This is a genomic window from Microbacterium sp. MYb54 (assembly GCF_002979515.1).
Classification (GTDB): domain Bacteria; phylum Actinomycetota; class Actinomycetes; order Actinomycetales; family Microbacteriaceae; genus Microbacterium.
Window position 1 is genome coordinate 189,043 of record NZ_PCPA01000005.1, and the last position, 25,927, is coordinate 214,969.

Here is a 25,927-nt window from a genome sequence, read left to right on the forward strand (position 1 = left end):
GTGGCAGTGAACCAAGAATTGGTCGGCCGGGAGTTCCCGCCGACGGCCCCGTACCTCGTCGGCCGCGAGAAGGTGCGCGAGTTCGCTCGTGCCGTCTTCGCCGACGCCCCGCAGCACACCGACGTCAAGGCGGCCCGCGCGGACGGCTTCTCCGACGTCGTCGCGCCGCCGACCTTCGCGATGGTGATCCAGGACCTCACGCTCCAGCAGCTGCTGGGGCAGGAAGACTCCGGCATCGTGCTCGCGCGCACCATCCACGCCGAGCAGCGCTTCACCTACACGCGTCCCATCATCGCGGGCGACGAGCTCACCGCGCAGCTGCGCGTCACTGGCATCCGGATGATGGGCGGCAACGCGATGATCACCAGCGAGGCGGAGATCACCGACCCGGCGGGAGCCCATGTCGTGACGGCGACCAGCGTGCTGCTGGTCGGTGCTGAGCCGACTGCGGATGAAGGAGAGGCCGCCTGATGGGCTACACCGTCGGAGACGTGCTCGCCGAGCGCACCGTGCACCTCACCCGCGAATCGCTCGTGCGCTACGCCGGCGCATCCGGAGACTTCAACCCGATCCACTACCGCGATGACATCGCGGCATCCGTCGGGCTTCCCGGTGTGCTCGCGCACGGGATGCTCACGATGGGCATCGCCTCGTCGGTGGTCGTCGCGGCACTCGACCCGGCCACGCGCATCCTCGACTACGGCGTTCGTTTCACGAAGCCGGTAGTGGTCGACCCGGTCGACGGTGCTGACATCACCGTCGTCGCCACGGTCGGCGCAGTCGACGAGGAGGCCGCTCGCATCGACCTCAAGGTCACGTTCGGCGAGACCACCGTCCTCGTCAAGGCGCAGCTGCGCATCGCCGTCTGATGCGGACGCTCTGATGCGCGAGATCGAGCCGGTCCGTCTCGCGGAGCTGACCACGCTCCGCACGGGTGCGGCGCCGGAGCGGATGTTCGAGGCCACCACCACCGCGGGCCTCGTCGAAGCGCTGCGTGAGACGTGGGAGCGCGGCGACGAGTGGTTCGTCCTCGGCGGCGGTTCCAACCTCTTCGTGGGCGACGAGACCTTCGAGGGCACGGTCATCCGCGTCCGCACCGAAGGCATCGAAGAGCTGCCGTCCCCGCACGCGGGCCGCATCCGTCTGCGCGCGCAGGCCGGGCATGGCTGGGATGACCTGGTCGCCTACGCCGTCGGCCACGGGTACGCAGGCCTCGAGGCCATGAGCGGGATCCCCGGCACCGTCGGCGCCGCCCCCGTGCAGAACATCGGTGCGTACGGGCAGGAGATCCAGGAGACGTTGGTCGAGGTCGAATTGATCGACGAGTCGACCGGCGAGATCTCGACGGTTCCCGCAGCCGAGCTCGGACTCGGGTTCCGCACCTCGGTGCTCAAGCACCACCACGGCAGCGTGCCGCTGCGCCGCGCCGTGATCCTCTCCGTGACCGTCGACCTGCTGATCGCGGGCGAGCGCGTGGTGCGCGGCGAGCAGTTGCGTCGGGCGCTGGACCTGACCGATGAGACACCGGTTCCACTGGGCTGGGTGCGCGAGCGCATCCTCACGACTCGCGCGTCGAAGGGCATGCTGCTCGATGCGGATGACCCCGACACTCACGGCGTCGGCTCCTTCTTCCAGAACGCGATCGTGACGGCGGCGGTGGCCAGGGCGCTGCCCCCGGAGTGCCCGCGCTGGCCGGTCGCCCCCGACCTCGATGCGGTGACCGTGATCCCGCTCGCCTCCTACGCCGGACAGGTGCCCGCGTCGAAGCCCGCGGCCGTCTCCGACGTCAAGGTGAGCGCAGCGTGGCTCATCGAGCAGGCCGGCATCCGCAAGGGATTCAAGCTCCCGCGCTCTCGCGCCTCGGTGTCGACCAAGCACGCGCTCGCGTTGACCAACCGTGGTGGCGCGACCGCCGGCGAGGTCTCCGAGCTCGCGCGGTTCATCCAGAGCAGGGTGCATGCCGAGTTCGGTCTCGTGCTGCAGCCGGAGCCGGTGCTCGTCGGCGTCGAGCTGTAGACGGTCGAACCCTTAGAACGCGTCGGCGGTCGCGGCTACACTCGCGGCATGAGCGGACTGATCCCGTACCTGCTGTTCCCCGGCAACGCCGCAGAGGCGCTGCGTCACTACCGGTCGGTGTTCGGCGGTGACCTGCAGCTGCTCGACTACGCCACCGCTGGCCGACACGATGGACCGGGCGATGCGATCGCACACGGGCAGCTGAGCGGGTTGGTCGAGATCGCGGGAGCGGATGCCGGGGCCGACGACGACGCCGTGCAGATGGGCGGAATGTTCCTGTCGCTCCTCGGCACGGCAGACGCCCTGACCCTCACCGGTTGGTACGACAAGCTCGCCGCCGACGGCCGTGTGATCGACGCATTGCAGAAGCGACCCTGGGGTGACTTCGACGGCACGCTCGTCGACCGTTACGGCATCCGCTGGCTGATCGGCTTCCACCCCGAGGACTGAGGCGTCCCGATGCCGAAGTAGGGACGAGACGACGGCAGGAAGATCAACACGACCGCCGTGGTGGTGAGGGCGAGGGCCGCGAGGCCGACCCAGAACTCCCAGATCGGGGCCGCTGCCGCCGGAACGTAGAGCGCGAGCGGGAGGGGGAACAGCAGGGTCGCGTATCGGGCCCACGACTTTCGTCTTGCGACAAGCACGGTGATGGTCGCATAGACGACCACCGGGACGAAGGGGAGCACACTGAGCCACTGTCGCGACTCTCCTCCCCAGTACCAGAGGAAGGGAGCGACCACGAGGGAGAGGAAGAAGACCAGCACGGTCACCGTGATCAGGATGGCGAAAGCCACCCCCAGAGTCACCGGCATCCGACCATCACGCTGCTCGCCGTTCGTCATGGTTCCAGTATCGCGGAGCTCACCTCAGGGCAGCGACAGCCTATCGGCGTGGGCCTGAGCTCCCTCGTGTAGATGACGAAGACCCCTCCCGTCTGCAGAGGGGAGGGGTCTTCGTCGGTTCAGCGGGTCAGGCGAACAGTCGCTGCAGACGCTGAACGCCCTCGAGCAGCTGGTCGTCGCCGAGCGCGTACGACATGCGGATGTAGCCGGACGGGCCGAAGGCCTCACCGGGGACGACAGCGACCTCGGCCTGGTCGAGGATGAAGTCGGCGAGCTCGAGCGAGGTGGTCGGCGTCACGCCGCCCCAGGTGCGGCCGAGGAGGCCCTGCACGTCGGGGTACACGTAGAACGCGCCGAGCGGGTTCGGCACCACGAGGCCGTCGATCTTCGACAGCTCCGACACGATGAGCTGGCGACGGCGGTCGAATGCTTGGCGGAACTGTTCGGCCTCGTCCTGCGGTCCGGTGAGGGCAGCGATCGCGGCCTTCTGAGCGACGTTGTTCACGTTGCTGGTGAGGTGCGACTGCAGGTTGCCGGCGACCTTGATGGCGTCGGCCGGGCCGACCATCCAGCCCACGCGCCAGCCGGTCATGGCGTAGGTCTTCGCGACGCCGTTGACCAGGATCGTCTGACCGGCGACCTCGGGGACGGCCTCGACGATCGAGGTGGCCTTGACGCCCTCGTAGGTGAGGTTCTGGTAGATCTCGTCGCTGATGATCCAGATGCCGTGCTCGAGCGCCCACTCGCCGATGGCCTTGGTCTCCTCGGCGGTGTAGACGGAGCCTGTGGGGTTCGACGGCGAGACGAACACGAGCGCGGTGGTGCGGGCGGTGCGGGCCGCTTCGAGCTGCGCGACCGTGACCTTGTACTCCTGGTCGGCGCCGGCGAAGACCTCGACAGGGGTGCCGTCGGCGAGGCGGATGGCCTCGGGGTACGTGGTCCAGTACGGCGCGGGCAGCAGCACTTCGTCACCGGGGTTCACGACCGCCTGGAACGCCTGGTAGACCGACTGCTTGCCGCCGTTGGTGACGATCACCTGGCTGGGGGAGACCTCGAGGCCGGAGTCGCGCAGGGTCTTCGCGGCGATCGCCTCGCGCAGCGCTGGGAGGCCGGGGGCCGGCGTGTACCGGTAGCTCGCGGGGTCGGCCAGAGCCTCGGCCGCGGCATCCACGATGAACTGCGGCGTCGCGAAGTCGGGCTCGCCGGCGGCGTAGGAGATGACGTCCTTGCCTTCGGCTTTGAGGGCCTTGGCCTTGGCATCGACCTTGAGGGTCGCGGACTCGGCGATGGCGGACAGCTTGCGGGAGAGAGGAGCGCGTTCGGTCACGATTACGAGCGTACTCGGGTCGATGCAGCAGGAGAGGTGTGGGATGCCGCCAAGATCCGGAGTTCTTTCGGGTTCGGAAGGTCAGCCGGCGACGAGTCCGTGCGCCTGCGCGACGGCCGGCAGCGTGATGCGTCCGCCCTGCACGTTGAGGCCCGCAGCCAGCGCCGCGTCTTCGGACGCCGCGCGCTCCCAGCCCTTGCCGGCGATCGCCGAGACGTAGGGGAGGGTCGCGTTGGTCAGGGCACGGGTCGCAGTCTCGGGAACTGCGCCCGGCATGTTCGCGACGCAGTAGTAGATCGAGTCGTGCACCGCGAACGTGGGGTCGTCGTGGGTGGTCGGGTGCGAACCCTCGAAGCATCCGCCCTGGTCGATCGCGATGTCGACGAGCACGGAGCCCGGCTTCATCGCGGCGACCATGTCGTCGGTGACGAGCTTGGGGGCCGCAGCACCCGGGATCAGCACGGAGCCGATCACGAGGTCGGCGGTCTTGAGTTCTTCGGCGATGTCGTAGCGGCTCGAGGCGCGGGTCTCGAGGGCGCCGCCGTAGCGGTGCTCGAGCTCGCGCAGGCGCGGCAGCGAGACATCGATCACGGTGACCTTCGAACCGAGTCCGAGGGCGTTCGCCGCGGCGTGCTCTCCGGCGACACCGCCGCCGATCACGACGGTCTTGGCGCGCGGCGTGCCGGCGATGCCGCCGAGCAGCATTCCGCGCCCGCCCTGAGAGCGCAGCAGGGAGTACGAGCCCATGGTGACCGAGAGGCGTCCGGCGATCTCGCTCATCGGCACGAGCAGCGGCAGGCTGCGGTCGGGCAGCTGCACGGTCTCGTAGGCCACGGCGGTGGTCCCGGCATCGACGAGGGCGGTCGTGAGCGCGAGGTTGGCCGCGAGGTGCAGGTAGGTGAAGAGGGTGAGGTCGTCGCGCAGGAAGCCGTACTCCTGGGCGATCGGCTCCTTGACCTTGATGACCAGATCGGCCTCGCCCCACGCGTCGGCGGCGGTCGCGACGATCTCGGCTCCGGCCGCGCGGTAGTCGTCGTCGGTGATGCGCGATCCGAGCCCTGCTCCGGACTGCACGAGCACACGGTGGCCCTCGCGCACCAGGCGGTCTGCGCCGGCGGGAGTGAGGGAGACGCGGTTCTCGTTGTTCTTGACCTCGGTCGGTACGCCGATCTTCATCGATCCTCCAGGATTGGTTGCGCGGTGCGGCACCAAGGATCGCAGAAACATCGACGGAACAACAGAATCAGTGAAGATGATTCGTCAACCGCGGGATTCCTGAATAATGCTTCGTATGGAGACGACTTCAGAGGCCCCGGAGCCGAACACCGTTCGGGCCCCGGCACTCGACGCGATCGATGCCAGGATCGTGCAACTGCTCACGGCGGACGGGCGCATGACGAACGCCGAGCTCGCCGGGCGCCTGGGCGTCGCGCCGTCGACCGCGCACGCCCGGTTGCGCGCTCTGGTCGATCGCGGCGTGATCACCGGTTTCCATGCGAGCGTGGACGAGCGGGCGCTGGGCGCTGGCCTTCAGGCGATCATCGGCGTCACGCTGCGTCCGAGTGGACGGCGGGAGAGCATCGTCGAGTTCGCGGACCGCGTGCGCGTGCTGCCCCCGGTGATCCAGCTCTTCTTCCTCGGTGGCGACGACGACTTCCTGCTGCACATCGCGGTCGCCGACTCGTCGGAGATGCGCGAGTTCGTGCTCGAGCATCTCTCGGCGCAGAGCAGCGTCGCCTCGACCCGCACGAGCATCGTGTTCGACTATCACCGCAACTCGGTGGCGGCGTCCTTCCGCTGAGACGGTCTCTCGAACGCCTCGGATTCGGCTCCGGTCGCACTTGGTGACGCCTGGACGCGCTACATCCGACAAGAACTGCGACCGGAGCGGCGGGTGCGCGCGGCTCGAGCCTCATCGGACGAGGGCGGCGAGGTGAGCGATCGCCTCCTCGACGAGAGCATCGTCGAGATTTCCGTATCCGAGGACCAGCGCATCCGGGCGATCGGCTGTGTCGGTGTAGCGGCGCAGCGAGGTGAGAGCCAGCCCCTCGGAGGCACCGGCGCCGACCACGGCGGAAGCCGGAACATGCGACGGGAGGGTCAGAACCAGGTGCATGCCGGCGGCGATGCCCGTGACCGCCAGCTCGGGGAGCTCGATCGTGAGCGCGTCGAGCAGCCGTTGTCGTCGGCGGCGGAAACGGGTGCGTGAGGAGCGCAGGTGCCGTTCGAGGTCGCCTCGCGTGATGAACTCCGCGAGGGCGGCCTGATCGATCAGAGAGGGCGGGGCTGCCGAGGGTGGGGGAGCGAGGTCCGGCGGCAGCAGCATCCATCCGAGGCCCAGGGAGGGCGACACCGACTTCGACAGGGAGCCGATGAGCGCGACGTGGTCGGGCGCGAGGCGCTGCAGGGCGGGGACGGGCCGGCGGTCGTAGCGGAACTCGGCGTCGTAGTCGTCTTCGATGACCAGCCCCGCGTGCTCTCGCGCCCAGCGGACCAGCTGCTCGCGTCGGGACGGCGCAAGCGCTGCACCGAGGGGGAACTGATGCGCGGGCGTCACGAGCGCGGCACGGGCCCCCGTGCGCGTGGCCAGGGCGGCGAGCACCTCGATGTCGATGCCGTCGTCGTCGACCGGTACCCGGATCGGGCGCAGTCCGTTGTCTTCGGCGACGGCTCGCAGCCGTGGCCAGCTCGGATCCTCCACCAGGAGCGCCCGGTGCCCGCGCCCGTGCAGTTCGCGCGTGAGGATGTCCATGCCGTCGGTGGCGCCGTGGGTGATCGTGACACGGTCGGGATCGGCGTCCGCGTGACGCGATCGGGAGAGGTAGGCGGCGACGGCCGCGCGGGAGGGAGCGTATCCGAAGGGGTGCGCGGCGGCGAGCTCGCGATCGGGGAGGTCGGCGAGGCCGGCGCGCAGCGCTGCCGCCCACCGCGATCGGGGAGTGGCGCGCAGGTCGGGGATGCCCGGACGCAGGTCGTAGCGGATGGGCGGTGCGGGCGCGGGGTCACGCGGCCGGGGATGATCGTTGCCCCGGGTGGCCTTCGGCACCTCCTGCCGCTCCGCGACGCGGGTGGCCGATCCGGTCCTCGCCTCCAGTACGCCCTCGGCGACCAACTGCCCGTACGCCTCGGTCACGACCCAGCGGGAGACTCCGAGCGTCTCCGCGAGGGTGCGACTGGGCGGCACGGCCGACCCGGTGACCAGGCGGCCATCTTCGATCGCGCGGCGCAGTGCGTTCTCCACCCGGTCCCGCAGCGGCGGTCGGGCGTCGGTGCCCTCGGCCTCGAGATCGAGGAGCATCTCCCACGCGAGAATCGGTCTGGTCTTCTGCATCGTGATTGGAGTGTATCTCCGAGCCGATATCTCCCTACCGTGGAGCCATCCCCGAGAAAGGAACACCATGCAGTACCGCACCCTCTCCGATGGCCGCACCTCGTTCGACGTCTCGACCCTGTGCCTGGGGGCGATGAACTTCGGCACCCGCACCGACGAGGCCACCTCACGCGCGATCCTCGACCGCTTCGTCGAGGCGGGCGGCACGTTCATCGACACCGCCAACAACTACAGCCTCTGGGCAGGCGGCGACGGCCGTGACAGCGAAGACCTGCTCGCCCGCTGGATGAGCGACCGCGGTAACCGCGACGCTCTCCGCATCGCCACCAAGCTCGGCGCCGCGCAGAAGGATCCGTCGAAGCCGCTGTCGAACACCCCGCCGACGAACTTCGAGGGGCTCTCGGCCGAAGTCATCCGTCGGCAGGCCCCGGAGAGCGCCCGCCACCTCGGCATCGACCACATCGATGTCCTCTACGGACACGTCGACGACCGAGACGTCGCGCTCGCCGAGACGGTCGGCGCCTTCGGGGAGCTCCAGGCAGCGGGGCTCGTCGGGATCACCGGCATCTCCAACGTGCCGACCTGGCGCGTGGTCGAGGCGCGGCAGGAGGCACAGCGCCAGGGCATCGCTCCCTACGGCGTCGTGCAGCAGCAGTACAGCTACCTGTACCCCGCGCCGCGCATCGGGCGGAACAACTTCGTCACCCCCGACCTGCTCGACTATGCGGCATCCACTGGCACCCCCGAGCGTCCACAGCTCGCGATCACCGTGTACTCGCCGCTGCACCAGGGCGGGATCGCGCGTCTCGACAAGCCGCTGTGGGGAGGCGTCGATCACCCGACCAGCCACGCCCGCCGCGCGCTGCTGCACGAAGTCGCGGCAGAGGTCGGCGCGACGCCGAACCAGGTCGCCCTCGCGTGGCTTCTCGGTGCGGAGGTCCCCGTCATCCCCGTCGTCGGAGTGTCGTCGCTCGCCCAGCTGGAGGAGGCACTGGGCGCCGCCGACCTGGTGCTGGATGTCGAGGTGCGTGAGCGCCTCGACGCCGAACCGGCCGACGCGCGTTGAACGGTGCGGGTCAGGCGCCGTAGGAGGCAGGCAGCGCGCAGTAGTCGGCGAACCGTCGCACCGGATGCGCGGGGTCGGTCACATCGACGATCGAACCCGCGACCGTGTGCGGCGGCTCATCGCCCGCCAGCTGCCACACCGCATAGTTCCACATGCCCCTGGTGCGCTCGCCGAGCAGAGTCGTCGGCCCGGAGACGAGCAGGATGTCGTCGCTCTTCGGGCCTTCGCGGAACGCGGTGACCACGGCGCGGAGCCCGGCTTCTTCGCCTTTCGGCGAGTGCTCTCGGATGACCTGCTGGCCCGACGCCGTCAGCGCGACAGTGAGGTCGTCTGCCGCCTGCCGTGAGCGCTCGGCATCCGCCCCGGCGACCGCGAGCAGCCGACGGCCGCGCGGGTAGAAGTGCAGGAACTCGGAGGCGATGTCCGCCCAGACGTCGGTCATGCCTCCAGGCTACGCCCGCCTGTCAGCACCGGCTCCGGGCGCGTGTGACGGCACCGGCTCGGGACACGCAAGAGCCCCCGGGCCGCGGCATCAGCCGCAGCTCGGGGGGCTCTTCCGCGCGCTCAGTCCTCGTCGATCAGGAACCGGCTGTATGCGCCCAGCGTGAGGAAGGTGGGGAACTCCTCCTGCAGGGCGACCTCGCGGAAGATCTCCGCGGCGTCGTCGTAGCGGTCGCCGTGGCTGCGCGTCGCCTGCGCGAGCACCTGCGTGATCAGACCCTCGATGTACTCCGCCGTGATCGGGGTGCCGTCCTGCGTGGTGCGGTCCTGGTGGATCCACTGCCACACCTGCGAACGGCTGATCTCGGCCGTCGCGGCATCTTCCATCAGGTTGTCGATCGCCACGGCGCCGAGCCCACGCAGCCAGGCCTCGAGGTACCGGATGGCGACCGACACGTTGTCCCGCACGCCCTGCGCCGTGATCGGCCGACCGATGTGCAGGTCGAGCAGGTCACGTGCCTCCACGTGCACGTCGTCGCGCTGACGGTCGACCTGGTTGGGGCGATCGCCCAGCACGGCGTCGAACTCCGCCTGAGCCGTGGGGATCAGGTCGGGGTGCGCCACCCAGGTACCGTCGAAGCCGTCGCCGGCCTCGCGCTTCTTGTCGGCCGTGACCTTCTCGATCGCGCGTGCCGTCACCTCGGGGTCGCGGCGGTTCGGGATGAACGCGCTCATGCCGCCGATCGCGAAGGCTCCCCGCTTGTGGCAGGTCTGCACGAGCAGGTCGGTGTAGGCCCGCATGAACGGCACCGTCATCGTGACCTCGCTGCGGTCGGGGAGCACGAAGCGCGCCCCGCGGCCGCGGTAGTTCTTGATGATCGAGAAGATGTAGTCCCAGCGGCCGGCGTTCAGGCCCGCGCAGTGGTCGCGCAGCTCGTAGAGGATCTCATCCATCTCGAAAGCAGCCGGCAGCGTCTCGATCAGCACGGTCGCGCGGATCGTGCCGTGCGGGATTCCGATGTACTCCTCGCTGAACGAGAACACGTCATCCCAGAGCTTCGCCTCCTCGCTCGACTCGATCTTGGCGATGTAGAAGTACGGTCCCCGACCGCCGTCGATCAGCGCCTGCGCGTTGTGCAGGAAGTAGAGGCCGAAGTCGACCAGGGAGCCGGATGCCGAGGTACGACGACCGGCGCGATCGATGAAGGCGATGTGCTTCTCGGGCAGGTGCCACCCGCGGGGACGCATCACGATCGTGGGCGTGCGCTCCGCCGTGACGCGGTACTCCTTGCCAGGGCCGGATTCAGAGGCAGGCGAGGTGAACGACAGCTCACCGCGGATCGCGTCACGGAGCGACAACTGCCCCTCGATGACGTTCTTCCAGGTCGGGCTCGTGGCATCCTCCTGGTCGGCGAGCCAGACCCGCGCGCCGGAGTTCAGCGCGTTGATCGTCATCTTCGGGTCGGTCGGCCCGGTGATCTCGACGCGGCGGTCTTCGAGGCCGGGTCCGGCGCCGGCGACCCGCCAGTCGCGGTCCTCACGGATGTGCGCCGTGTCGTCACGGAAGCGGGGGTCGTGCCCGTTGCCGATCTCGAAGCGGCGGCGCATCCGGTCGGCGAGCCGGTCGTGGCGACGGGATGCGAACCGGTGGTGCAGCTCGGTGAGGAAGGCGATCGCCTCGGGGGTGAGGATCTCCTCGTAGCGGTTGCGGAGGGGGCCGGTGACCTCGATCGCCGGACCCTGCTGGGTCGTCTGGATCGGAGCCGTGGTCGGGGGAGCGGTGGGAGTGGTCATGATCGTGAGTCCTTTGAGTCGTGTCGAGTACTGCGACGAATGCGTCGAGCACCGCGACGAAGAGGGGCCACGCGCCCGGAGGCTCCGCGCGGCGCGCCAGCGCCGGGTGGAGGGGGCGTGGGGATCAGTGGAACTGTGCGGCTTCGGTGGAGCCGGCGAGGGCGAGCGTCGCGCTGTCGGGGTTGAGCGCGGTGGAGATGACGTCGAAGTAGCCGGTGCCCGCCTCGCGCTGGTGCTTGGTGGCGGTGTAGCCGTCGGCTTCTGCGGCGAACTCGGCCTCCTGCAGCTCGACGTAGGCGCTCATGGCGCGATCGGCGTAGCCGCGGGCGAGGTCGAACATCGAGTAGTTCAGGGCGTGGAAGCCGGCGAGCGTGATGAACTGGAACTTGTAGCCCAGGTCAGCCAACTCCTGCTGGAACGTCGCGATCTCGGCGTCGGACAGGTGCTTCTTCCAGTTGAAACTCGGAGAGCAGTTGTAGGCCAGGAGCTTACCCGGGAACTGCGCGTGGATGGCTGCGGCGAAGTTGCGCGCGAGCTCGATGTCGGGCTCGCCCGTCTCGACCCACAGCAGGTCGGCGTAGGGGGCGAAGGCGAGTCCGCGGCTGATCACCGATTCCAGACCGGGGCGGATCCGGTAGAACCCTTCGGTGGTGCGCTCGCCGGTGGTGAACTCCTGGTCGCGCTCGTCGACGTCGCTGGTGAGCAGATCGGCGGCGAGGGCATCCGTGCGGGCGATGATGACGGTCGGCACGCCCGCGACGTCCGCCGCGAGCCGGGCCGCGTTCAGGGTGCGGATGTGCTGCTGGGTCGGCACGAGCACCTTGCCGCCGAGGTGGCCGCACTTCTTCTCGCTGGCCAGCTGGTCCTCCCAGTGGATGCCGGCGGCGCCGGACTGGATGAGCGACTGCGCGAGCTCGTACGCGTTCAGCGGTCCCCCGAAGCCGGCCTCGGCGTCGGCCACGATCGGTGCGAGCCAGTCCTGCGTGGTCTCACCCTCAGCGTGCTCCAGCTGGTCCTGACGGATGAGCGCGTTGTTGATGCGGCGCACGACCGCCGGCACCGAGTTCGCGGGGTACAGCGACTGGTCGGGGTAGGTCTGACCTGCGAGGTTTCCGTCGGCGGCGACCTGCCATCCGGAGAGGTAGATGGCCTTGAGACCGGCCCGCACCTGCTGCACGGCCTGGCCTCCGGTGTAGGCGCCGAGCGCCCGGACGTAGTCCTCGGTGTGCAGGAGGTTCCACAGGTTGTCGGCCCCGCGGTGGGCGAGTGTGGCCTCTTCGCGAACGGAGCCGCGGATGCGGATGACGTCTTCGGCCGAGTAGGTGCGCTCGACGCCGTCCCAGCGGGGATCGGTCTCCCAGATCTCCTGGAGCTCGGCGGCCGTCTGAACCTGGTCGCCGGCTCGCAGACCGGCGGGGCGGGGCGTCGGGGTGTTGGCGGTGTTCGTCATGGTGTCTCCTCGGTGGATCCGGCGGCTGTGCCGGTGTGGCGTGGTTCCACTGTGAGTGAAGTTCGACGCCTCGAACGACCGATCGGAAGGAGAAGATCGGCTGAAATTCTGTTTCTGTGACAGAATCGGCCCCATGAGCACCATCGACGCTGCAGAAGAGACCGACGCCCTCACGATCGGCCGTCGCATCCGCCAGCTCCGCACGGCGAAGGGCATGACCCTCGACGACCTCGCATCCGCCGTCGATCGGGCGCCGAGCCAGATGTCGATGATCGAGACCGGCAAGCGCGAACCCAAGCTCACCCAGCTGCAGACGATCGCCCGGGCGCTCGGGGTCACGATCGATGCGCTGCTGGAGGGCGAGCCGCTCGACGAGCGCAGTGCGGTCGAGATCGCACTCGAGCGGGCGATGAAGGGGCAGACGTTCCAGGCGCTGGGCATCGAGCCGTTCCGCATCGCGAAGAGCCTGCCCACGGATGCGCTGAAGGCGCTGCTCGCGCTGCACGGTGAGATCGATCGGCTCAAAGACGAGCGGGCCGCGACGCCGGAGGAGGCCAGGCGGGCGAACGTCGAGCTGCGGCACCTGATGCGGCGGCAGGACAATCACTTCGCCGAGCTCGAGGCGAAGGCGGCCGAGATCCTCGCCGCGGTCAGGCACCCTGGTGGACCGCTGACCCAGCGCGCGGCATCCGAGATCGCCGCCTACCTCGGCTTCACCCTGCACTACGCGCCCGATCTGCCGCAGACGACCCGCAGCGTCGCCGATCTCGCGAACGGCCGGCTGTACCTGTCGAGCAGCGTGCCGGCGAAGGGCGATGCGCGCACCGCGGTGCTGCAGGCTCTGTCGAGCCGGATCCTCGGTCACTCCGAGCCCCGCAGCTACGCGGAGTTCCTGCGGCAGCGCGTCGAGACCAACTATCTGACCGGTGCGCTCCTCATCCCGGAGCCGCATGTCGTCCCGGCGCTGAAGGATGCCAAGCAGCGGCGGGCGATCTCGATCGAAGACCTGCGCGATGCGTACTCGGTGTCGTACGAGACCGCCGCGCACCGCTTCACCAACCTCGCGACGCGGCACCTCGACATTCCGGTGCACTTCCTCAAAGTGCACGAGTCGGGCACGATCACGAAGGCGTACGAGAACGACGACGTGAACTTCCCGACCGATCGGCTCGGAGCCATCGAGGGGCAGATGTGCTGCCGCCGGTGGACCTCGCGCGTGGTGTTCGATGAGGACGACCGCTTCAACCCGTACTACCAGTACACCGACACCGGCAACGGCACGTACTGGTGCACCGCGCGGGTCGAGTCGTCGAGCGAGGGGCTGCACTCGGTGAGCGTCGGTGTGCGCTTCGACGACACGAAGTGGTTCGTGGGGCGCGACACCCCGCACCGCGGCGTCTCGAAGCACTCGGTCGAGGTGTGCTGCCGTCGGGCCCCCGCCGACCTGGAGGACCGCTGGCGCGAGAACTCCTGGCCGAACGTGAAGACCCCGCGCACGCTGCTGGCGACCCTGCCGACCGGCGCTTTCCCGGGTGTCGACACGACCGACGTGTACGAGTTCCTGGAGGCGCACGCGCCACGGTGAGTGCGGTCCGCTCGAGTGGTTCCGGTCGCACTTGCTGTCGCGCTGGAGCCGCGAAAGCGACAGCAAACGCGACCGGAACGGCGACTGGGCAGTATTCCGCTGAAGCCGCGAAACGTTCGCGAAGAGGGGTTGAGCGAACACTGAACACATGTTAGGTTTTCGCGTGTTGAGTGGCTCCGGTCAGCGGCGCCCGTTCTCGATGAGGAGACACGATGAAGCGGTGGATGAGCACACTGGCGACGGTCGGGCTGGTCGTCTCGGGCTTGGCCCTCGCCGGGCCGGCTGCGGCGGGAGACGGTCGTCAGGGCAACGCGGAACTCAAGCGCTGGGCGCAGGACACCTGGGGTTCCCTGGTGGCCATGACCGATGAGGAGACGGGCCTTCCCTCCGACAACGTCACCGGCGATCTGCAGACTCCCAGTGCCTACACCTCGCCGACGAACATCGGCGGATACCTGTGGTCGACCGTCACGGCGCGAGACCTCGGCATCATCGGTGCCGACGAGGCGCGCGTCCGCATGTCCGCCACGCTCGACACCCTCGAAGGGCTCGAGCGCAACGACGCGAGCGGGATGTTCTACAACTGGTACTCGCCGACGACGGGGGAGAAGCTGTCGACCTGGCCCGACTCGGGCGATCCGGTGTATCCGTTCCTCAGCACCGTGGACAACGGATGGCTCGCCGCGGCTCTGCGCATCGTCCGCGAGGCCGACCTCACGCTCACGGTGCAGGCCGACGCCCTCTACGACTCGATGGACTTCGCCTCGTTCTTCGATCCCGCCGGAGCTGCCGGCCTCCCCGCCGGCACGAACCGTGGCGGCTTCTGGGACGAGGCGCCGCCGGAGTGCAACGTCGCGGCGCCGATGTACAACGGATCGGGCGAGACCGCGTACTACACGTGCCACCACTACGACACGACCGTGAGCGAGAGCCGCATCGCGACCTACCTCGGCATCGCCAACGGTCAGATCCCGGCGACCGCCTTGTACGGCACGCACCGCACGATGCCGCCGGGCTGCGACTGGGCCTGGCAGGAGCAGCTCCCCGAGGGCGAGTACCGCACCTACAGCGGCGTCGAGGTCTGGGAGGGCGCCTACAGCTACGGCGGGATGTCGTTCGTTCCGAGCTGGGGCGGCAGCATGTTCGAGTCGTTGATGCCCGACCTGCTCGTCCCCGAGACGAAGTGGGGGCCGAAGTCGTGGAAGCTCAACCATCCGATCACGGTCGCCGTGCAGAAGCAGCATGGGCTCGAGGAGGCCGGCTACGGGTACTGGGGCTTCTCGCCCGCGAGCAATCCCTTCGGCGGATACGCGGAGTACGGCGTCGACATCGCGGGGATGCGCTCTGACGGCTACACGTCCGACGCCGAGAAGACCGACGTCGACGTCAACCGGCCGGGGTGCGCGGTGGGCAAGAATCCCGCTCCCGAGTTCGGTGACGGAGTGGTGACGCCGCATGCGGCATTCCTCGCGCTGCCCTATGACCGCAAGGGTGTGCTGAGCAACCTCGAAGGCATCGAGAACGACCTCGGCGCCTATGGTCCCGGCGGGTTCTACGACGCGGTCGCCGTGAAGAGCGGCACGATCGCCGAGCGCTACCTGTCGCTCGACCAGTCGATGATCATGGCGGCGATCGGCAACGAGCTCACGAAGGATAAGCTCAAGGACTACTTCGTGGATCGCCAGATGGAGAAGCTTCTGCGTCCCGCGATGCGACAGCAGGAATTCGGCTCGTCGTGGGGAGCAGGAGGCGACGGCTACAAGGGCTGAGCCGCTTCCTCCCCACCCCGAGGGAGGGGTGTGGGCGGTGGGAGCGGACGGTCAGCCGGCGGCAGGGCGTGGTTCTCGTGGCCCCTACGCCACAGGGCAGGCGCGACGGCAGGCGATCGTCGACGAGGCGCTCGTCGTCTTCTCCCGGACCGGGTTCCACGGTGGGTCCCTGCGGGAGATCGCCAAGCGCGTCGGTGTGACGCCGGCCGGTCTCCTGCACCACTTCGCCGACAAGGAAGAGCTGTTCGCCGAAGTGCTCCACCAGCGCGACGAGAAGGTGCGCGCGGCGGCGGGCGACCCCGCCGAGCACACGCTCCTCGAGCAGGCGAAGCGAGTCGTCGCCCACAACCAGACCTCGCGCGGCCTCACTTCGCTGTACGCCATCGTGTCGGCTGAGGCGACCGACCCCGAGCATCCCTCGCACGCCGACTTCGCCGCGCGCTATCGGGCCCGAGCTGACGAAGCCGTGGAGATCCTCCGCCAGGGGCAGGAAGCCGGAGAGGTGCGGGACGACATCGACCCCGTGCTCGCTGCGCGTCTGATCAGTGCAGTGATGGACGGCATCCAGCTGCAGTGGCTGCTGGACGAGTCGGTCGACATGGTCCCCCTCTTCGAAGAGTTCGTCACCCGCTACCTCTACCCTCGCTGACGCGCTCCCGCCCTCTCGCGCTCCCGAGCGCCGGCGCCGAGTGCACGGGTTCCCGCCGAGTGCACGGCTTCTGCGCGTCGCCACGCCGTGCACTCGACGAGTTCCCGTGCACTCGACGAGTTCCCGTGCACTCGACGCCAACTCGACGCCAACTCGACGCCAACTCGACGCCGGGAACGCGCAGTGTTTCGTCAAAAGTTAGTTTGATCTTGCTTAGTCAATCTTGACTATGTTACTTTCGTCGAGCCATCAATGACGAACGGCCGAGAAGGGACCCTCATGGCTACTTCCTCTGCGGAAACCCGATTCCGCATCACTGCCACCCTGACGTGCGTTCTCGCCGCCACGCTGACGCTCGGAGCATGCTCCGCGCAGACGCCAGGCGGCGATACCGCCCCCACGAGTGCGAGCGACACCGACGCCTGCAAGCGGAATCAGGATGCCGGTACCATCACCTACATCTCCGGCTACGGCTACTCCGCCAGCGCCGGTCAGCTCGACGTGTTCCTCGCCGAGGAACTGGGCTACTTCGACGATCTCTGCCTGGATGTGGAGATCAACGCCTCAGGCGCCAACGGGCAGCAGCTCGTGGCATCCGGTCAGGCGCAGTTCACCGCTCTCGGCTCCGCATCCGACGTGATGCTGGCCGCGGCGAACAGCAAGAACCTCACAGCGGTCGCCACCTACGGCACCACCCCGCCGTTCTCGATCTTCGGCAACGAGAAGCTCGAGAGCCTCAAGGACCTCGAGGGCGGATCGCTCGGGTACTTCATCAACCTGACCCCGATCGCCTCGGCCATGCTCGACGAGGCCGGTGTCGACGTCTCGAAGGTCGAGATGGTGAAGATGACCAACTACGACCCCACGGTCGTCGTGCGCGAGCAGGTCGACGCGATCGTCGGCTACGCCTCCAACCAGCCGCAGTCGCTCAAGGCGCAGGGCCTGCCGTTCAGCGAGTTCCTCCCCTCCGACCTCGGTGTCGAGGGCACGTACAACGTGATGGAGGTCAACTCCCGCTTCCTCGACGAGCACCGCGAGGTCGCGGCCGACTTCATGCGGGCGAGCCTCAAGGCGCTGCAGTACTGCCTCGACGAGTCGGATGCCTGCATCGACAAGCTCGCGAAGCTGGCGGAGGACAACAACCAGGGCGCCGCGTTCCCGCGCGACCAGCTCGCCCGCACGTGGGAGGTCGAGTCCGCGTGGGTGCGTGAGAGCGCCGGCGGCAACCCCGGCGTGCAGAACGAGTCCATGTGGGAGCCCGAGTACGCCCTCGTGAAGAAGTACGGCGACGTCAAGAACCTGCCCGCGATCGCCGACATGATGGACGCCGACCTCGTCGCCGACCTCTACGACGGCGACACCCTGACGTGGCCGGCGAAGTGATGTCGGTCGCACAGGGCGCAGGCGTCGAGGTCAGGAACGTCTCGAAGTCCTTCGGTGCGGACGGCGCGAAGGTCACGGTGCTCGACGATGTGAGCCTCACGATCGGCATGGGCGAGTTCGTGTCGGTGATCGGTCCGAGCGGCTGCGGCAAGTCCACGCTGCTCAAGGTGGTCGCCGGCCTCCTCGACGCCGACTCCGGCACCGTCACGATCGACGGCGAGAGCGTCACCGCGGCCTCGCGCGACAAGAAGATCGGCCTCGTGCCGCAGTCGCCCGCACTGCTGCCGTGGAAGACCGTGCGCGAGAACGTCGAGCTGCCGGTGCGCATCAACGCGAAGGCGAACTCCGGGCGGGCGCTGCGCGACCCCGAGGAGCTGCTGGCGACGTTCGGGCTCGGACAGGCGATGAAGAAGTATCCCGGTCAGCTCTCGGGCGGCATGCAGCAGCGCGCCGCGATCGCCAGGGCGTTCGTGTTCGACCCGGCCATCATGCTGATGGACGAGCCGTTCTCGGCGCTCGATGAGATGAACCGCGACCTGCAGCGGATCGCCCTGCTGGAGTTCTGGCAGTCCAACCGCAAGGCCGTCATGTTCGTCACGCACTCGGTGCCGGAGGCGATCATGCTCTCCGACCGCATCGTGGTGATGGCCGCCCACCCGGGGCGCATCGCCCAGGTGATCGATGTGAACCTGCCGCGGCCGCGCGACGAGCAGTCGTATGCCACGGAGGAGTTCCGCGAGATGGAAGCAGTCGTGCGCGATGCGCTGCGCGCGCAGACGGAGAAGGCCCATGTCTGAGCTGACGATGAGAGACACGACCGCGACACTCGCGACCGCCCGTTTGAAGGCCCAGCCGCATCGGGGCATCCCCGCCTGGCTGCGCTGGGGATCGTGGGGTCCGACTCTGATCACGTTCGTGATCGCCGCGCTGCTCTGGCAGGTCGTGGCCTGGACCAACCCGTACGTGCTCCCGACGCTGGAGGCGATCGGCGGCAGCCTCGTCGACGACGCCGGCATGTACTGGTCGAACTTCCTCGTCACGCTGCTCGAAGTGGTGGTCGGTGCCTCCGCCGGCATCCTCGCCGGTTTCCTGCTGGCCGTGGTCATGGCCGAGTTCCAGATCATCGAGCGCGCCGTGATGCCGCTCGTGATCATCGTGATGGTGACCCCGATCGTGGCGATCGCCCCGGCGCTGGTCGTGGCCTTCGGGTTCGGCATGGTGCCGAAGTTCATCGTGACGGGGCTCGTGGTCTTCTTCCCGATGCTCGTGAACTCGCTGGCGGGTCTGCGCGACGTCGACCAGAAGGCCATGGACGTCTTCAAGACGCTGCACGCCTCGCGGTGGGAGATCTTCCGCGAGCTGCGCTTCCCCGGCAGCATGCCCTACGTGTTCGCCGGTCTCCGCATCGCGCTGCCGCTCGCGGTGGTCGGTGCTGCGGTCGCCGAGTTCGTCGCGGCGGGACAGCAGGCCGGTCTCGGCTCGCTCGTCACCACCTCGGCCGCACAGGCGAACCTGCCCGTCACCTGGGCCAGCATCGCCCTGCTGTGCCTGCTCGGTGTGCTGCTGATCATCGTCCTCGCCCTGGTGCGCAAGCGCGTGCTCTGGTGGAGCGACGGCGAGGTCACGGCCAAGGGCTGACGCGCACCCGCCTCCCGGGACGGGCGCCCCCACCCGTCCCGGGGTTCCTCCGGCGTGCCCGGAATCATTCCAGAACCACTCCGGAACCACCAGAACGACTCCGGAACCACCAGAACGAACCACCCACAAGGAAGGCACCCGCACATGACCGATCAGAACACCGTCAAGCCGCTGCGTCTCGGCCTCTTCGAGAACGCGCAGGCGAACGACTCCGGCACCGCGACCTGGCGGCACCCCGACAACGGGCGCTACCTGTTCGACAAGCTCGAGTACTGGCGCGACACCGCGCGCATGGTCGAGGACGCCGGGTTCGACTTCCTGTTCCTCGCGGATGCCTGGGGCTGGGCCGACGTCGCGGGTGAGCGTCCCGACATCTGCTCCGTCGAGGGCCTCGACCTGCCGCGCCTCGACCCGGCGATCATCCTCGCCGCGCTCATCCCCGAGACCACGCGCCTTGGCCTCGTGGCCACCGGCTCGACCCTGCTCGAACCGCCCTACTCGTTCGCGCGCCGCATGGCGACCCTCGACATCCTCTCCGGCGGCCGCATCGGCTGGAACGTGGTCACCACCGGCACGGCCGATACCGCGGTGCAGGGCTTCGGCGTGCCGATGGTCGGACATGACGAGCGCTACCTCATGGCCGACGACTTCATGCAGGTCGTCTACAAGCTGTGGGAGCAGTCATGGGAAGAGGGGGCGCTGGAGCGCGACAAGTCCGGCCGCTTCGCCGACCCGTCCAAGGTGCACCGCATCGCCCACGACGGCCCCTACTTCCGCTCGCACGGCTACGGCAACACGCAGCGCTCGCCGCAGGGCACCCCGGTGCTGTTCCAGGCTGGAGCGTCTCCCGCAGGCCGTGAGTTCGGCGGCAAGCACGGAGAGGCGATCTTCGTCGGGAGTGGCTCGGTCGAGCAGCTGCGTGCGCACTCCTCGGCGATCCGCGAGGAGGCCGTCAAGAACGGTCGCGGGGCTGACGAGGTGAAGATCATGTCGGCGTTCGCCGCGATCGTCGGCAGCACGGAGGAGGAGGCCCGGCGCAAGTACGCCGAAGTCGCCGACGCGCAGAACCCGGATGTCACGGTCGCCTCGTACGCGTGGTTCACCGGCCTCGACCTCTCGGCGTATGCGCCGAGCACGCCGATGGCCGAGCTCAGCACCGAGCTCTCGCAGACGCAGGTCGCGCGCTTCGCCGACAAGACCGTCGGCGACGTGCTCGGCGACTGGCACGCGCACGGTGTCGGTGCCCGTCCGATCGTCGGCACGCCCGAGCAGGTGGCGGACCGGATGATCGAGCTCGCCGCCGGCGCGGACCTCGACGGATTCCTGTTCGCCCCCGTCATCCCGCCGGCATCGACGGTCGACTTCATCGAGCATGTGCTGCCGATCCTCAAGGAGCGCGGCGCGATCGTCGAGCCTTCGTCGGAGCCGCAGTCGCTGCGCGAGCGTCTGATCGGCACGCCGACCCCCGCGCTCGCCGACTCGCACACCGGATCGCAGTACCGGCGGACGATGTCGCGTGTCTGACACCCTCACCGGTGTCGCCGTCGTGGGGAGCGCGAACCTCGACCTCGTGGTCGAGGTCTCGCGCCCTCCCCGCGTCGGCGAGACCCTGCTCGGCCGGTCGGGTGGGCGCTTCTCCGGGGGCAAGGGCCTGAATCAGGCGGTGGCCTCCGCCCGCAGCGGGGCGCCCACCCGGTTCTGTGCGGTCGTCGGAGCGGATGAGGCGGCTGACGTGCTGCAGCAGACGTTGGCGGATGCCGGAGTGGTGGCGGCCGTGCGCCGCAGTGCCGATGCTCCGACCGGCGTCGCCCACGTGCTGGCCTTCGACGACGGCGACAACAGCATCATCGTCGCGGCCGGTGCGAATGCCGAGCTCGCCCCGGATGACGCCGTCGCCGGGATCGCGGGAGCAGCGGTCGTGCTCGCGCAGCTGGAGGTGCCCGTCCCGAGCGTGGCCGCCGCGCTGCGTGCGGGGCGGGGAGCCGGCGCTCTGACCATCCTCAACGCCGCGCCCGCACACGCCGCGACGATCGGGATGCTCGCCGATGTCGATGTGCTGGTCGTGAACGAGACGGAGTGCGCCGAGCTCGACGGCATCGACCGATTGCATGCGGCCGGAGCGCGGACCGTCGTGCTCACGCAAGGTGCCGGGGGAGTGACCCTGCACCGCACGGACGAGCAGCCCTTGCACATCGATGCGTTCCGGATCGATCCGGTGGACTCGACAGGTGCCGGCGATGCCTTCTGCGGTGTGCTGGCCGCAGCGCTCTCCCAAGGGGAGTGCATCGAGGATGCTCTGGTCCGAGCATGCGCCGCCGGAGCCGTGGTGGCTCAGCATCGCGGGGCGACGACGCAGGAGCTCTCGCCCGCGTCGATCGCAGCGCTCGTCTCGTCGCGCTGAGGTCAGTTCGAGGGTGCGGCGTCGGTCGGCGCCGCACCCTCGACCGTCTCGCCGGCGAAGGTGTACTCGCCGCCGCGCAAGCGCTCCAGCAGATCGAGCAGCCACTGCTTCTCGGCGGTGAGGCGGGCGGTGGAGAGGTCGAAGATCTCCCGCACGTACTTGGGCGTCGTCTCGGAGCGCAGCGTGTCCTGCACGTCGAAGCCGTTCTGCGTGATGATCGCGTCGCTCTTGATGAGGCGGTGCTCGAGACCGGCGATCACCTCCTGCCGGCTCAGCACGAACATGAACGAGGCGACCGTCATGATGGCCTGTGTGTCGAAGGCTGCGACGTTCCAGAGGTTCTCGCGCAGCATCCGCTGCAGTTCCACCTCGCCGGCCGGAGTGATGCGGTACGTCGTGCGGGCGGGGCGCTTGCCCTCGGCCTCGGTGCCGCTCTCGGCGATGTAGCCGTCGACCTCGAGGGCGCGCAGGGCGTTGTAGATCGATCCGGGCTGGATGTGCGCCCATTCGTCGACGTGCCAGGTCATCAGCTCGCGGCGGAGGAAGTACCCGTGCACGGGCTGGAACTGCTTCACGGCGCCGAGGACGACGAGGCGGGTGGTCGACATGCCCCTCATGCTAACGGCTGGCATCGCAGATTCCTGTTGTTTGCATGATCAAAATTGCCTATTATCAAAACTAGTCAAAGTTGACTAACGAAAGGAAGCCGAAATGACGACTGCCGTGACCGACGCCCTGCCGCGCGACCTCGCCCTCCGCCGGGCCTTCTCGGTGTATCCGACCGGTGTCGTGGCCCTCGCCGCGCACATCGACGATCGAGCCGTCGGGATGGCGGTCAACTCCTTCACCTCGATCTCGCTCGAACCCGCACTCGTCGCCATCAGCGCCGCCCGCACCTCGAAGACCTGGCCGGTGCTGCGCACGGTGCCCGAGCTCGGGATGAGCGTGCTCGCCGCACACCACGAGCCGCTCAGCCGCTCGCTCTCGGCGCGGGAAGGCGACAGGTTCGGCGGGCACGACTGGAAGCGCACCGATGGCGGGGCCGTGCTGATCTCGGATGCCGCCCTCTGGCTCACCTGCCGCCTGCACAGCACCTTCGACGGCGGGGACCACGAGATCGCGCTGTACGAGATCGCCGACATCACCCTGTTCGACGACGTCGAGCCGCTCGTCTTCCACCAGAGCCGCTACCGCTCCATCGCAGCCCCCGAGAGCGCGTGAGCGCCTCGCCGCTCGGGACGATCGTCGGAGTGGTCGTCCCGGGTGACGGTCGGGGGCGTGAGCTCGGCTTCCCGACGGCGAACCTGGCGCTCGATCACGGTGAACTGCCGGCGGACGGGATCTACGCGGCATGGGTTCACATCGACGACGATGTGAACCCCTGGGCGGCGAGCGTCAGCGTCGGAGCGAATCCGACTTTCGACGGCGACCGCGAGCGACGCGTCGAGGTGCATCTGCATGATGTGGACCTCGACCTGTATGGTCGCCGATTGGCCGTGACCCTCATCGCCCGCCTGCGCCCGACCCTGCGCTTCGACGGTGTCGACGCTCTGATCGCGCAGACCGCGGACGACGTCGTCCGCTGTCGACTGCTGCTCGCCGGTCGCGCGCAGACCCGTCCCTGATCTTCTGCTCCGGTCGCGCGCAGACCCGCTCCTGACCCTCGTTCCGGTCGCAGTTGTTGCCGCGCTGGCGCCCGTGTGCGCGGCCGCAACTGCGACCGGAACCCCACCGGACGGAGAGGCCGGGCTTGGACGGAAAGGCCGGGGCTAGACGGCGTTCCAGCGCAGGCGCGGATCCGTCTGGAACTCCGTGAGGGCGGCAGCAGCGTCGGCGACCGGGAACATCGTGACCAGCAGGGGTGCGGTGCCGACGGCCGGGGCGACCGCGTAGGTGAGCGCGGCCTGGCCGCATGCGGCGCTGAGCGCCAAGTGTGCCTCTCGTCCGCCGATGCCCTGGCGTGCGCCGACGGTCGGATCGATTGAGAGTGCGGTCGCCGCAGAGGTGGCTCGCGCGAGCAGCGTCGGTCCCTCGAGCCAGGGGTGGAACGCGTCCGGGGGCAGGTGGCATGCCCTGGCCAGTGCGCCCTCGGTCCAGCGGTCCCGCTTGAGTCCGTAAGGCGTCGGCTCCAGCGACAGCAGGTAGCCGTAGCAATGCAAGAGCCCGGCGTTGCCGAGCGGCCAGTCTGCATCGATGCCCGCGCGCTCATGCAGTTCCTCGAACAGTGTGCGGGGGATGACCGCCACACCCGTGTTCTCATCGACCACCGTCGATCGACCCCACGCGGCGAAGCGGCCGACACTGCGGTCCTCACGGATCGCGGGTGCCAGCCACGGGAGGGCATCGATGGCGGTGCGGGCGCCGGAGGTTGTTCCGTCTGCGGCGAGGTTCGCCGCCTTCGCGAGCTTTTCGAGTTCGGACACGGCGCTCACCATACGCGAGTCGCGTGGACGGATTGTTCACACGGCGTTCACGCGTTCGGGACTTTCTGTCCACAATCGTTCCCCATGCTGGACGGAGCGTCCCCACAGAAAGAACTCCGTGAACTCCATTCTCCTCTTCGATTTCGACGGCACGATCGCACTCGGCGACGGTCCGGTCCTCGCCTACGCACAGCAGGTCGCTGCCGGCCTCGGTGACGATGCCTTCCTCGACGACACCCGCGCGGCCCTCGCCGCCGGTGGTGGTGATTCGCTCGACGGCTACGACGCGGTGCGCCGGGTCGCCGAGGCCAGGGGAGCGGATGCCCGCCTCCTCAGTGCCGCCTACCTCGCCAGCCGTGCGCAGCTCGGCACCCCGGACGCTCCGATCACCGCACCGGATGGCCTCGTCGACTTCCTCTCATCGGTCGACGCCGAGCGGATCCTCGTCACGAACGCGCCGGACATCCGGATCGTCGACGCGCTGGAGAGCCTGGGGCTGGGCGGCCTGTTCGACCGGATCGTCACCGGCGCCGGCAAGCCCCAGGGACTCGAAGCGCTGCTCGTCGAGCTCCCCGACAATGCCCGGGTGCTGAGCATCGGCGACATCTGGCACAACGACCTGGCCCCCGCGCACGCCCGTGGCCACGCGACCGCGCTGATCGGCGGATTCTCCGACCCCGACGCCACCCCGACCTTCCGCGCCGCCGAGTTCTCGACGCTGGTTCCCCAGCTCGAAGCCTGGCTGCGTGGCTGAGCCCCTCCCTCCCTCACATACCCACCCCCATCGAAGGATGAACATGCGTACCTCTCTCTTCCGCTCCTCCGCAGCGGGCGTCGTCGCGGTCGGCGCCCTGCTGACCGTGGCGCTCGCCGGCTGTTCCAGCAGCACCGCAGCGCCCGACGACTCCGCAGCTCCCGTCGCCGACCCCGACTCGATCGTGCTCGCCCTCGTGCCCTCGCAGGATCAGGATGGACTCGTCGACACCGCAGCGCCACTCACCGACTACCTCACGAAGGAACTCGGCATCGACGTGACCGGCGTGGTCTCGAAGGACTATCAGGCCGCCGTCGAGGCCATGGGCGCCGGCCAGGCGCAGATCGGCTTCCTGCCGTCGTTGCAGCTGTGGCAGGCGAACGACATGTACGACGCGAAGGTCGTGCTGCAGACCGAGCGCAACGGCAACATCACCTACCCCGCGCAGTTCATGACCAACAACCCCGACAAGTACTGTGACGACGAGCCGGTCGAGCGCGACGGGATGCTGTTCTGCAACGGCGCCGACGCGATGAAGGGACCGGCAGGGCTCGACAGCATCGACAAGGTCAAGGGTGCGAAGGTCGCGGTGCTCGGCCCCGGATCACCCGCCGGCTACATCTACCCGATCCTCGCGCTGCAGGAGGCGGGCCTGGACACCGACACCGACATCCAGCAGATCCCGGTCACCGCGAACGACGCCTCGGTGCTCGCGGTCTACAACGGTGACGCCGAGGTGGGCTTCAGCTTCTGGGACGCGCGCACGATCGTCGCGAAGGACACCCCCGACGTCGGCCAGAAGGTCGTCGTCTTCGCGATGACCGAGGAGATCCCGAACGACGGCGTCGCGCTCTCGTCCGACCTCTCGCCCGAGCTGCAGGACCGCATCACGAAGGCGCTCGAGGACTTCTCGAACACCCCGGAGGGCTCTGAGATCCTCACCAGCATCTACTCGATCACCAAGCTCGCGCCGGCCGACCCCGACTCGCTCGACGTCGTGGCCCGCGCTGCGCAGGCCCTGGGGCTCCAGTAAATTGTCCGATCAGATCCAGCAC

27 protein-coding genes are annotated in these 25,927 nt (G+C 68.8%); 18 read left to right on the forward strand and 9 right to left on the reverse strand.

The annotated features are described in order from the left end of the window. From CQ040_RS07940 to CQ040_RS07955, 4 genes are read left to right on the forward strand one after another with little or no spacing between them, the layout of a single operon-like run. Complete coding sequence (locus tag CQ040_RS07940; RefSeq protein ID WP_105526191.1) at window positions 1-471, forward strand: MaoC family dehydratase N-terminal domain-containing protein; 471 nt, start codon at window positions 1-3, stop codon at window positions 469-471. Further along, window positions 471-869 carry a MaoC/PaaZ C-terminal domain-containing protein gene (locus tag CQ040_RS07945; protein WP_105526190.1) on the forward strand — a complete coding sequence of 133 codons (399 nt, stop codon included), beginning with the start codon at window positions 471-473 and terminating at the stop codon, window positions 867-869. The genes CQ040_RS07940 and CQ040_RS07945 overlap by 1 nt, the downstream gene beginning before the upstream one ends. 13 nt (window positions 870-882) lie before the next feature. Next, window positions 883-2,016 (forward strand): UDP-N-acetylmuramate dehydrogenase, encoded by a 1,134-nt coding sequence (locus tag CQ040_RS07950; protein WP_105526189.1) that lies wholly within the window; start codon window positions 883-885, stop codon window positions 2,014-2,016. 48 nt (window positions 2,017-2,064) lie between these two features. Beyond that, window positions 2,065-2,466, forward strand: a complete 402-nt coding sequence (locus tag CQ040_RS07955) for a VOC family protein (protein ID WP_028502430.1) — start codon at window positions 2,065-2,067, stop codon at window positions 2,464-2,466. Here the strand turns inward: CQ040_RS07955 and CQ040_RS07960 are convergent. The 3 genes from CQ040_RS07960 to ald form a co-directional block, all read right to left on the reverse strand. Beyond that, on the reverse strand, window positions 2,424-2,861 hold the full coding sequence (locus tag CQ040_RS07960; protein WP_105526188.1) for a hypothetical protein: 438 nt from the start codon (window positions 2,859-2,861) through the stop codon (window positions 2,424-2,426). The genes CQ040_RS07955 and CQ040_RS07960 overlap by 43 nt on opposite strands. A 127-nt stretch (window positions 2,862-2,988) precedes the next feature. Continuing rightward, window positions 2,989-4,188, reverse strand: coding sequence for a pyridoxal phosphate-dependent aminotransferase (locus CQ040_RS07965; protein WP_105526187.1), 1,200 nt, complete (start codon window positions 4,186-4,188; stop codon window positions 2,989-2,991). Window positions 4,189-4,269: 81 nt separating this feature from the next. Beyond that, window positions 4,270-5,364 (reverse strand): alanine dehydrogenase, encoded by a 1,095-nt coding sequence (gene ald, locus CQ040_RS07970; protein WP_105526186.1) that lies wholly within the window; start codon window positions 5,362-5,364, stop codon window positions 4,270-4,272. A 106-nt stretch (window positions 5,365-5,470) separates the two neighbouring features. Here ald and CQ040_RS07975 point away from each other — a divergent pair, with 106 nt between their 5' ends. Beyond that, complete coding sequence (locus CQ040_RS07975) at window positions 5,471-5,989, forward strand: Lrp/AsnC family transcriptional regulator (RefSeq protein ID WP_105526185.1); 519 nt, start codon at window positions 5,471-5,473, stop codon at window positions 5,987-5,989. 111 nt (window positions 5,990-6,100) lie between these two features. On the opposite strand, the gene CQ040_RS07980 is transcribed toward CQ040_RS07975, so the two are convergent. Next, a complete protein-coding gene (locus tag CQ040_RS07980; protein WP_181156789.1) occupies window positions 6,101-7,519 on the reverse strand; it encodes a PLP-dependent aminotransferase family protein in 1,419 nt (472 codons plus the stop codon). Between the two features lie 67 nt (window positions 7,520-7,586). Here CQ040_RS07980 and CQ040_RS07985 point away from each other — a divergent pair, with 67 nt between their 5' ends. Further along, window positions 7,587-8,585 carry an aldo/keto reductase gene (locus tag CQ040_RS07985; RefSeq protein WP_105528202.1) on the forward strand — a complete coding sequence of 333 codons (999 nt, stop codon included), beginning with the start codon at window positions 7,587-7,589 and terminating at the stop codon, window positions 8,583-8,585. 10 nt (window positions 8,586-8,595) lie between these two features. On the opposite strand, the gene CQ040_RS07990 is transcribed toward CQ040_RS07985, so the two are convergent. From CQ040_RS07990 to aceA, 3 genes are all read right to left on the reverse strand, one after another. Further along, window positions 8,596-9,027: a hypothetical protein gene (locus tag CQ040_RS07990; RefSeq protein WP_105528201.1), complete on the reverse strand. Its 432-nt coding sequence runs from the start codon at window positions 9,025-9,027 to the stop codon at window positions 8,596-8,598. Window positions 9,028-9,149: 122 nt separating this feature from the next. After that, window positions 9,150-10,820, reverse strand: coding sequence for a malate synthase A (gene aceB, locus CQ040_RS07995; RefSeq protein ID WP_105528200.1), 1,671 nt, complete (start codon window positions 10,818-10,820; stop codon window positions 9,150-9,152). Between the two features lie 124 nt (window positions 10,821-10,944). Next, a complete protein-coding gene (aceA, locus tag CQ040_RS08000) occupies window positions 10,945-12,270 on the reverse strand; it encodes an isocitrate lyase (protein ID WP_105528199.1) in 1,326 nt (441 codons plus the stop codon). A 133-nt stretch (window positions 12,271-12,403) separates the two neighbouring features. Between aceA and CQ040_RS08005 the strand changes: the two genes are divergently transcribed. The 8 genes from CQ040_RS08005 to CQ040_RS08040 all read left to right on the forward strand — a co-directional run bounded on the left by CQ040_RS08005 (window position 12,404) and on the right by CQ040_RS08040 (window position 21,695). Continuing rightward, window positions 12,404-13,855 (forward strand): helix-turn-helix domain-containing protein, encoded by a 1,452-nt coding sequence (locus CQ040_RS08005; protein WP_105528198.1) that lies wholly within the window; start codon window positions 12,404-12,406, stop codon window positions 13,853-13,855. A 212-nt stretch (window positions 13,856-14,067) separates the two neighbouring features. After that, window positions 14,068-15,624: a glucoamylase family protein gene (locus CQ040_RS08010; protein ID WP_105528197.1), complete on the forward strand. Its 1,557-nt coding sequence runs from the start codon at window positions 14,068-14,070 to the stop codon at window positions 15,622-15,624. 37 nt (window positions 15,625-15,661) lie between these two features. Beyond that, entirely contained in the window at window positions 15,662-16,273 is a 612-nt protein-coding gene (locus CQ040_RS08015) for a TetR/AcrR family transcriptional regulator (protein ID WP_028502418.1), read from the forward strand. Window positions 16,274-16,552: 279 nt separating this feature from the next. Further along, window positions 16,553-17,656 (forward strand): ABC transporter substrate-binding protein, encoded by a 1,104-nt coding sequence (locus tag CQ040_RS08020; protein ID WP_258131707.1) that lies wholly within the window; start codon window positions 16,553-16,555, stop codon window positions 17,654-17,656. Then, a complete protein-coding gene (locus CQ040_RS08025; RefSeq protein ID WP_105528206.1) occupies window positions 17,656-18,453 on the forward strand; it encodes an ABC transporter ATP-binding protein in 798 nt (265 codons plus the stop codon). The genes CQ040_RS08020 and CQ040_RS08025 overlap by 1 nt, the downstream gene beginning before the upstream one ends. Continuing rightward, window positions 18,446-19,294, forward strand: a complete 849-nt coding sequence (locus CQ040_RS08030) for an ABC transporter permease (protein ID WP_029260973.1) — start codon at window positions 18,446-18,448, stop codon at window positions 19,292-19,294. The genes CQ040_RS08025 and CQ040_RS08030 overlap by 8 nt, the downstream gene beginning before the upstream one ends. A 144-nt stretch (window positions 19,295-19,438) precedes the next feature. Continuing rightward, window positions 19,439-20,818, forward strand: a complete 1,380-nt coding sequence (locus tag CQ040_RS08035; protein WP_105528195.1) for an NtaA/DmoA family FMN-dependent monooxygenase — start codon at window positions 19,439-19,441, stop codon at window positions 20,816-20,818. Further along, a complete protein-coding gene (locus CQ040_RS08040; RefSeq protein ID WP_105528194.1) occupies window positions 20,811-21,695 on the forward strand; it encodes a ribokinase in 885 nt (294 codons plus the stop codon). The genes CQ040_RS08035 and CQ040_RS08040 overlap by 8 nt, the downstream gene beginning before the upstream one ends. Window positions 21,696-21,697: 2 nt before the next feature. Here CQ040_RS08040 and CQ040_RS08045 read toward each other — a convergent pair whose 3' ends face one another. Next, window positions 21,698-22,303 (reverse strand): PadR family transcriptional regulator, encoded by a 606-nt coding sequence (locus CQ040_RS08045; protein WP_028502412.1) that lies wholly within the window; start codon window positions 22,301-22,303, stop codon window positions 21,698-21,700. Window positions 22,304-22,406: 103 nt separating this feature from the next. On the opposite strand from CQ040_RS08045, the gene CQ040_RS08050 reads away from it, so the two are divergent. Both CQ040_RS08050 and CQ040_RS08055 read left to right on the forward strand, forming a co-directional pair. Further along, complete coding sequence (locus CQ040_RS08050) at window positions 22,407-22,916, forward strand: flavin reductase family protein (RefSeq protein WP_051250960.1); 510 nt, start codon at window positions 22,407-22,409, stop codon at window positions 22,914-22,916. After that, window positions 22,913-23,320, forward strand: coding sequence for a riboflavin kinase (locus CQ040_RS08055; protein WP_105528193.1), 408 nt, complete (start codon window positions 22,913-22,915; stop codon window positions 23,318-23,320). Before CQ040_RS08050 ends, CQ040_RS08055 begins: the two co-directional genes overlap by 4 nt. Window positions 23,321-23,464: 144 nt before the next feature. Here the strand turns inward: CQ040_RS08055 and CQ040_RS08060 are convergent, their stop codons facing one another. Further along, the gene (locus CQ040_RS08060; RefSeq protein ID WP_258131706.1) at window positions 23,465-24,118 is read right to left on the reverse strand and encodes an amino acid deaminase; all 654 of its coding nucleotides are present in this window, start codon (window positions 24,116-24,118) and stop codon (window positions 23,465-23,467) included. A gap of 118 nt (window positions 24,119-24,236) precedes the next feature. Here CQ040_RS08060 and CQ040_RS08065 point away from each other — a divergent pair, with 118 nt between their 5' ends. Both CQ040_RS08065 and phnD read left to right on the forward strand, forming a co-directional pair. Then, entirely contained in the window at window positions 24,237-24,872 is a 636-nt protein-coding gene (locus CQ040_RS08065; RefSeq protein ID WP_105528192.1) for an HAD family hydrolase, read from the forward strand. 43 nt (window positions 24,873-24,915) lie between these two features. Beyond that, window positions 24,916-25,905, forward strand: coding sequence for a phosphate/phosphite/phosphonate ABC transporter substrate-binding protein (gene phnD / locus CQ040_RS08070; protein ID WP_105528204.1), 990 nt, complete (start codon window positions 24,916-24,918; stop codon window positions 25,903-25,905). The last annotated feature ends 22 nt before the right edge of the window (window positions 25,906-25,927 follow it).

What these genes read in the sequence shown, in the direction of transcription:
- CQ040_RS07945 (WP_105526190.1), top strand. Translation starts at nt 471, where the DNA reads ATGGGCTACACCGTCGGAGACGTGCTCGCCGAGCGCACCGTGCACCTC.
- CQ040_RS07950 (WP_105526189.1), top strand. Translation starts at nt 883, where the DNA reads ATGCGCGAGATCGAGCCGGTCCGTCTCGCGGAGCTGACCACGCTCCGC.
- CQ040_RS07955 (WP_028502430.1), top strand. Translation starts at nt 2,065, where the DNA reads ATGAGCGGACTGATCCCGTACCTGCTGTTCCCCGGCAACGCCGCAGAG.
- CQ040_RS07960 (WP_105526188.1), bottom strand. Translation starts at nt 2,861, where the DNA reads ATGACGAACGGCGAGCAGCGTGATGGTCGGATGCCGGTGACTCTGGGG.
- ald (WP_105526186.1), bottom strand. Translation starts at nt 5,364, where the DNA reads ATGAAGATCGGCGTACCGACCGAGGTCAAGAACAACGAGAACCGCGTC.
- CQ040_RS07975 (WP_105526185.1), top strand. Translation starts at nt 5,471, where the DNA reads ATGCTTCGTATGGAGACGACTTCAGAGGCCCCGGAGCCGAACACCGTT.
- CQ040_RS07980 (WP_181156789.1), bottom strand. Translation starts at nt 7,519, where the DNA reads ATGCAGAAGACCAGACCGATTCTCGCGTGGGAGATGCTCCTCGATCTC.
- CQ040_RS07985 (WP_105528202.1), top strand. Translation starts at nt 7,587, where the DNA reads ATGCAGTACCGCACCCTCTCCGATGGCCGCACCTCGTTCGACGTCTCG.
- CQ040_RS07990 (WP_105528201.1), bottom strand. Translation starts at nt 9,027, where the DNA reads ATGACCGACGTCTGGGCGGACATCGCCTCCGAGTTCCTGCACTTCTAC.
- aceB (WP_105528200.1), bottom strand. Translation starts at nt 10,820, where the DNA reads ATGACCACTCCCACCGCTCCCCCGACCACGGCTCCGATCCAGACGACC.
- aceA (WP_105528199.1), bottom strand. Translation starts at nt 12,270, where the DNA reads ATGACGAACACCGCCAACACCCCGACGCCCCGCCCCGCCGGTCTGCGA.
- CQ040_RS08005 (WP_105528198.1), top strand. Translation starts at nt 12,404, where the DNA reads ATGAGCACCATCGACGCTGCAGAAGAGACCGACGCCCTCACGATCGGC.
- CQ040_RS08010 (WP_105528197.1), top strand. Translation starts at nt 14,068, where the DNA reads ATGAAGCGGTGGATGAGCACACTGGCGACGGTCGGGCTGGTCGTCTCG.
- CQ040_RS08020 (WP_258131707.1), top strand. Translation starts at nt 16,553, where the DNA reads ATGGCTACTTCCTCTGCGGAAACCCGATTCCGCATCACTGCCACCCTG.
- CQ040_RS08025 (WP_105528206.1), top strand. Translation starts at nt 17,656, where the DNA reads ATGTCGGTCGCACAGGGCGCAGGCGTCGAGGTCAGGAACGTCTCGAAG.
- CQ040_RS08030 (WP_029260973.1), top strand. Translation starts at nt 18,446, where the DNA reads ATGTCTGAGCTGACGATGAGAGACACGACCGCGACACTCGCGACCGCC.
- CQ040_RS08035 (WP_105528195.1), top strand. Translation starts at nt 19,439, where the DNA reads ATGACCGATCAGAACACCGTCAAGCCGCTGCGTCTCGGCCTCTTCGAG.
- CQ040_RS08045 (WP_028502412.1), bottom strand. Translation starts at nt 22,303, where the DNA reads ATGTCGACCACCCGCCTCGTCGTCCTCGGCGCCGTGAAGCAGTTCCAG.
- CQ040_RS08050 (WP_051250960.1), top strand. Translation starts at nt 22,407, where the DNA reads ATGACGACTGCCGTGACCGACGCCCTGCCGCGCGACCTCGCCCTCCGC.
- phnD (WP_105528204.1), top strand. Translation starts at nt 24,916, where the DNA reads ATGCGTACCTCTCTCTTCCGCTCCTCCGCAGCGGGCGTCGTCGCGGTC.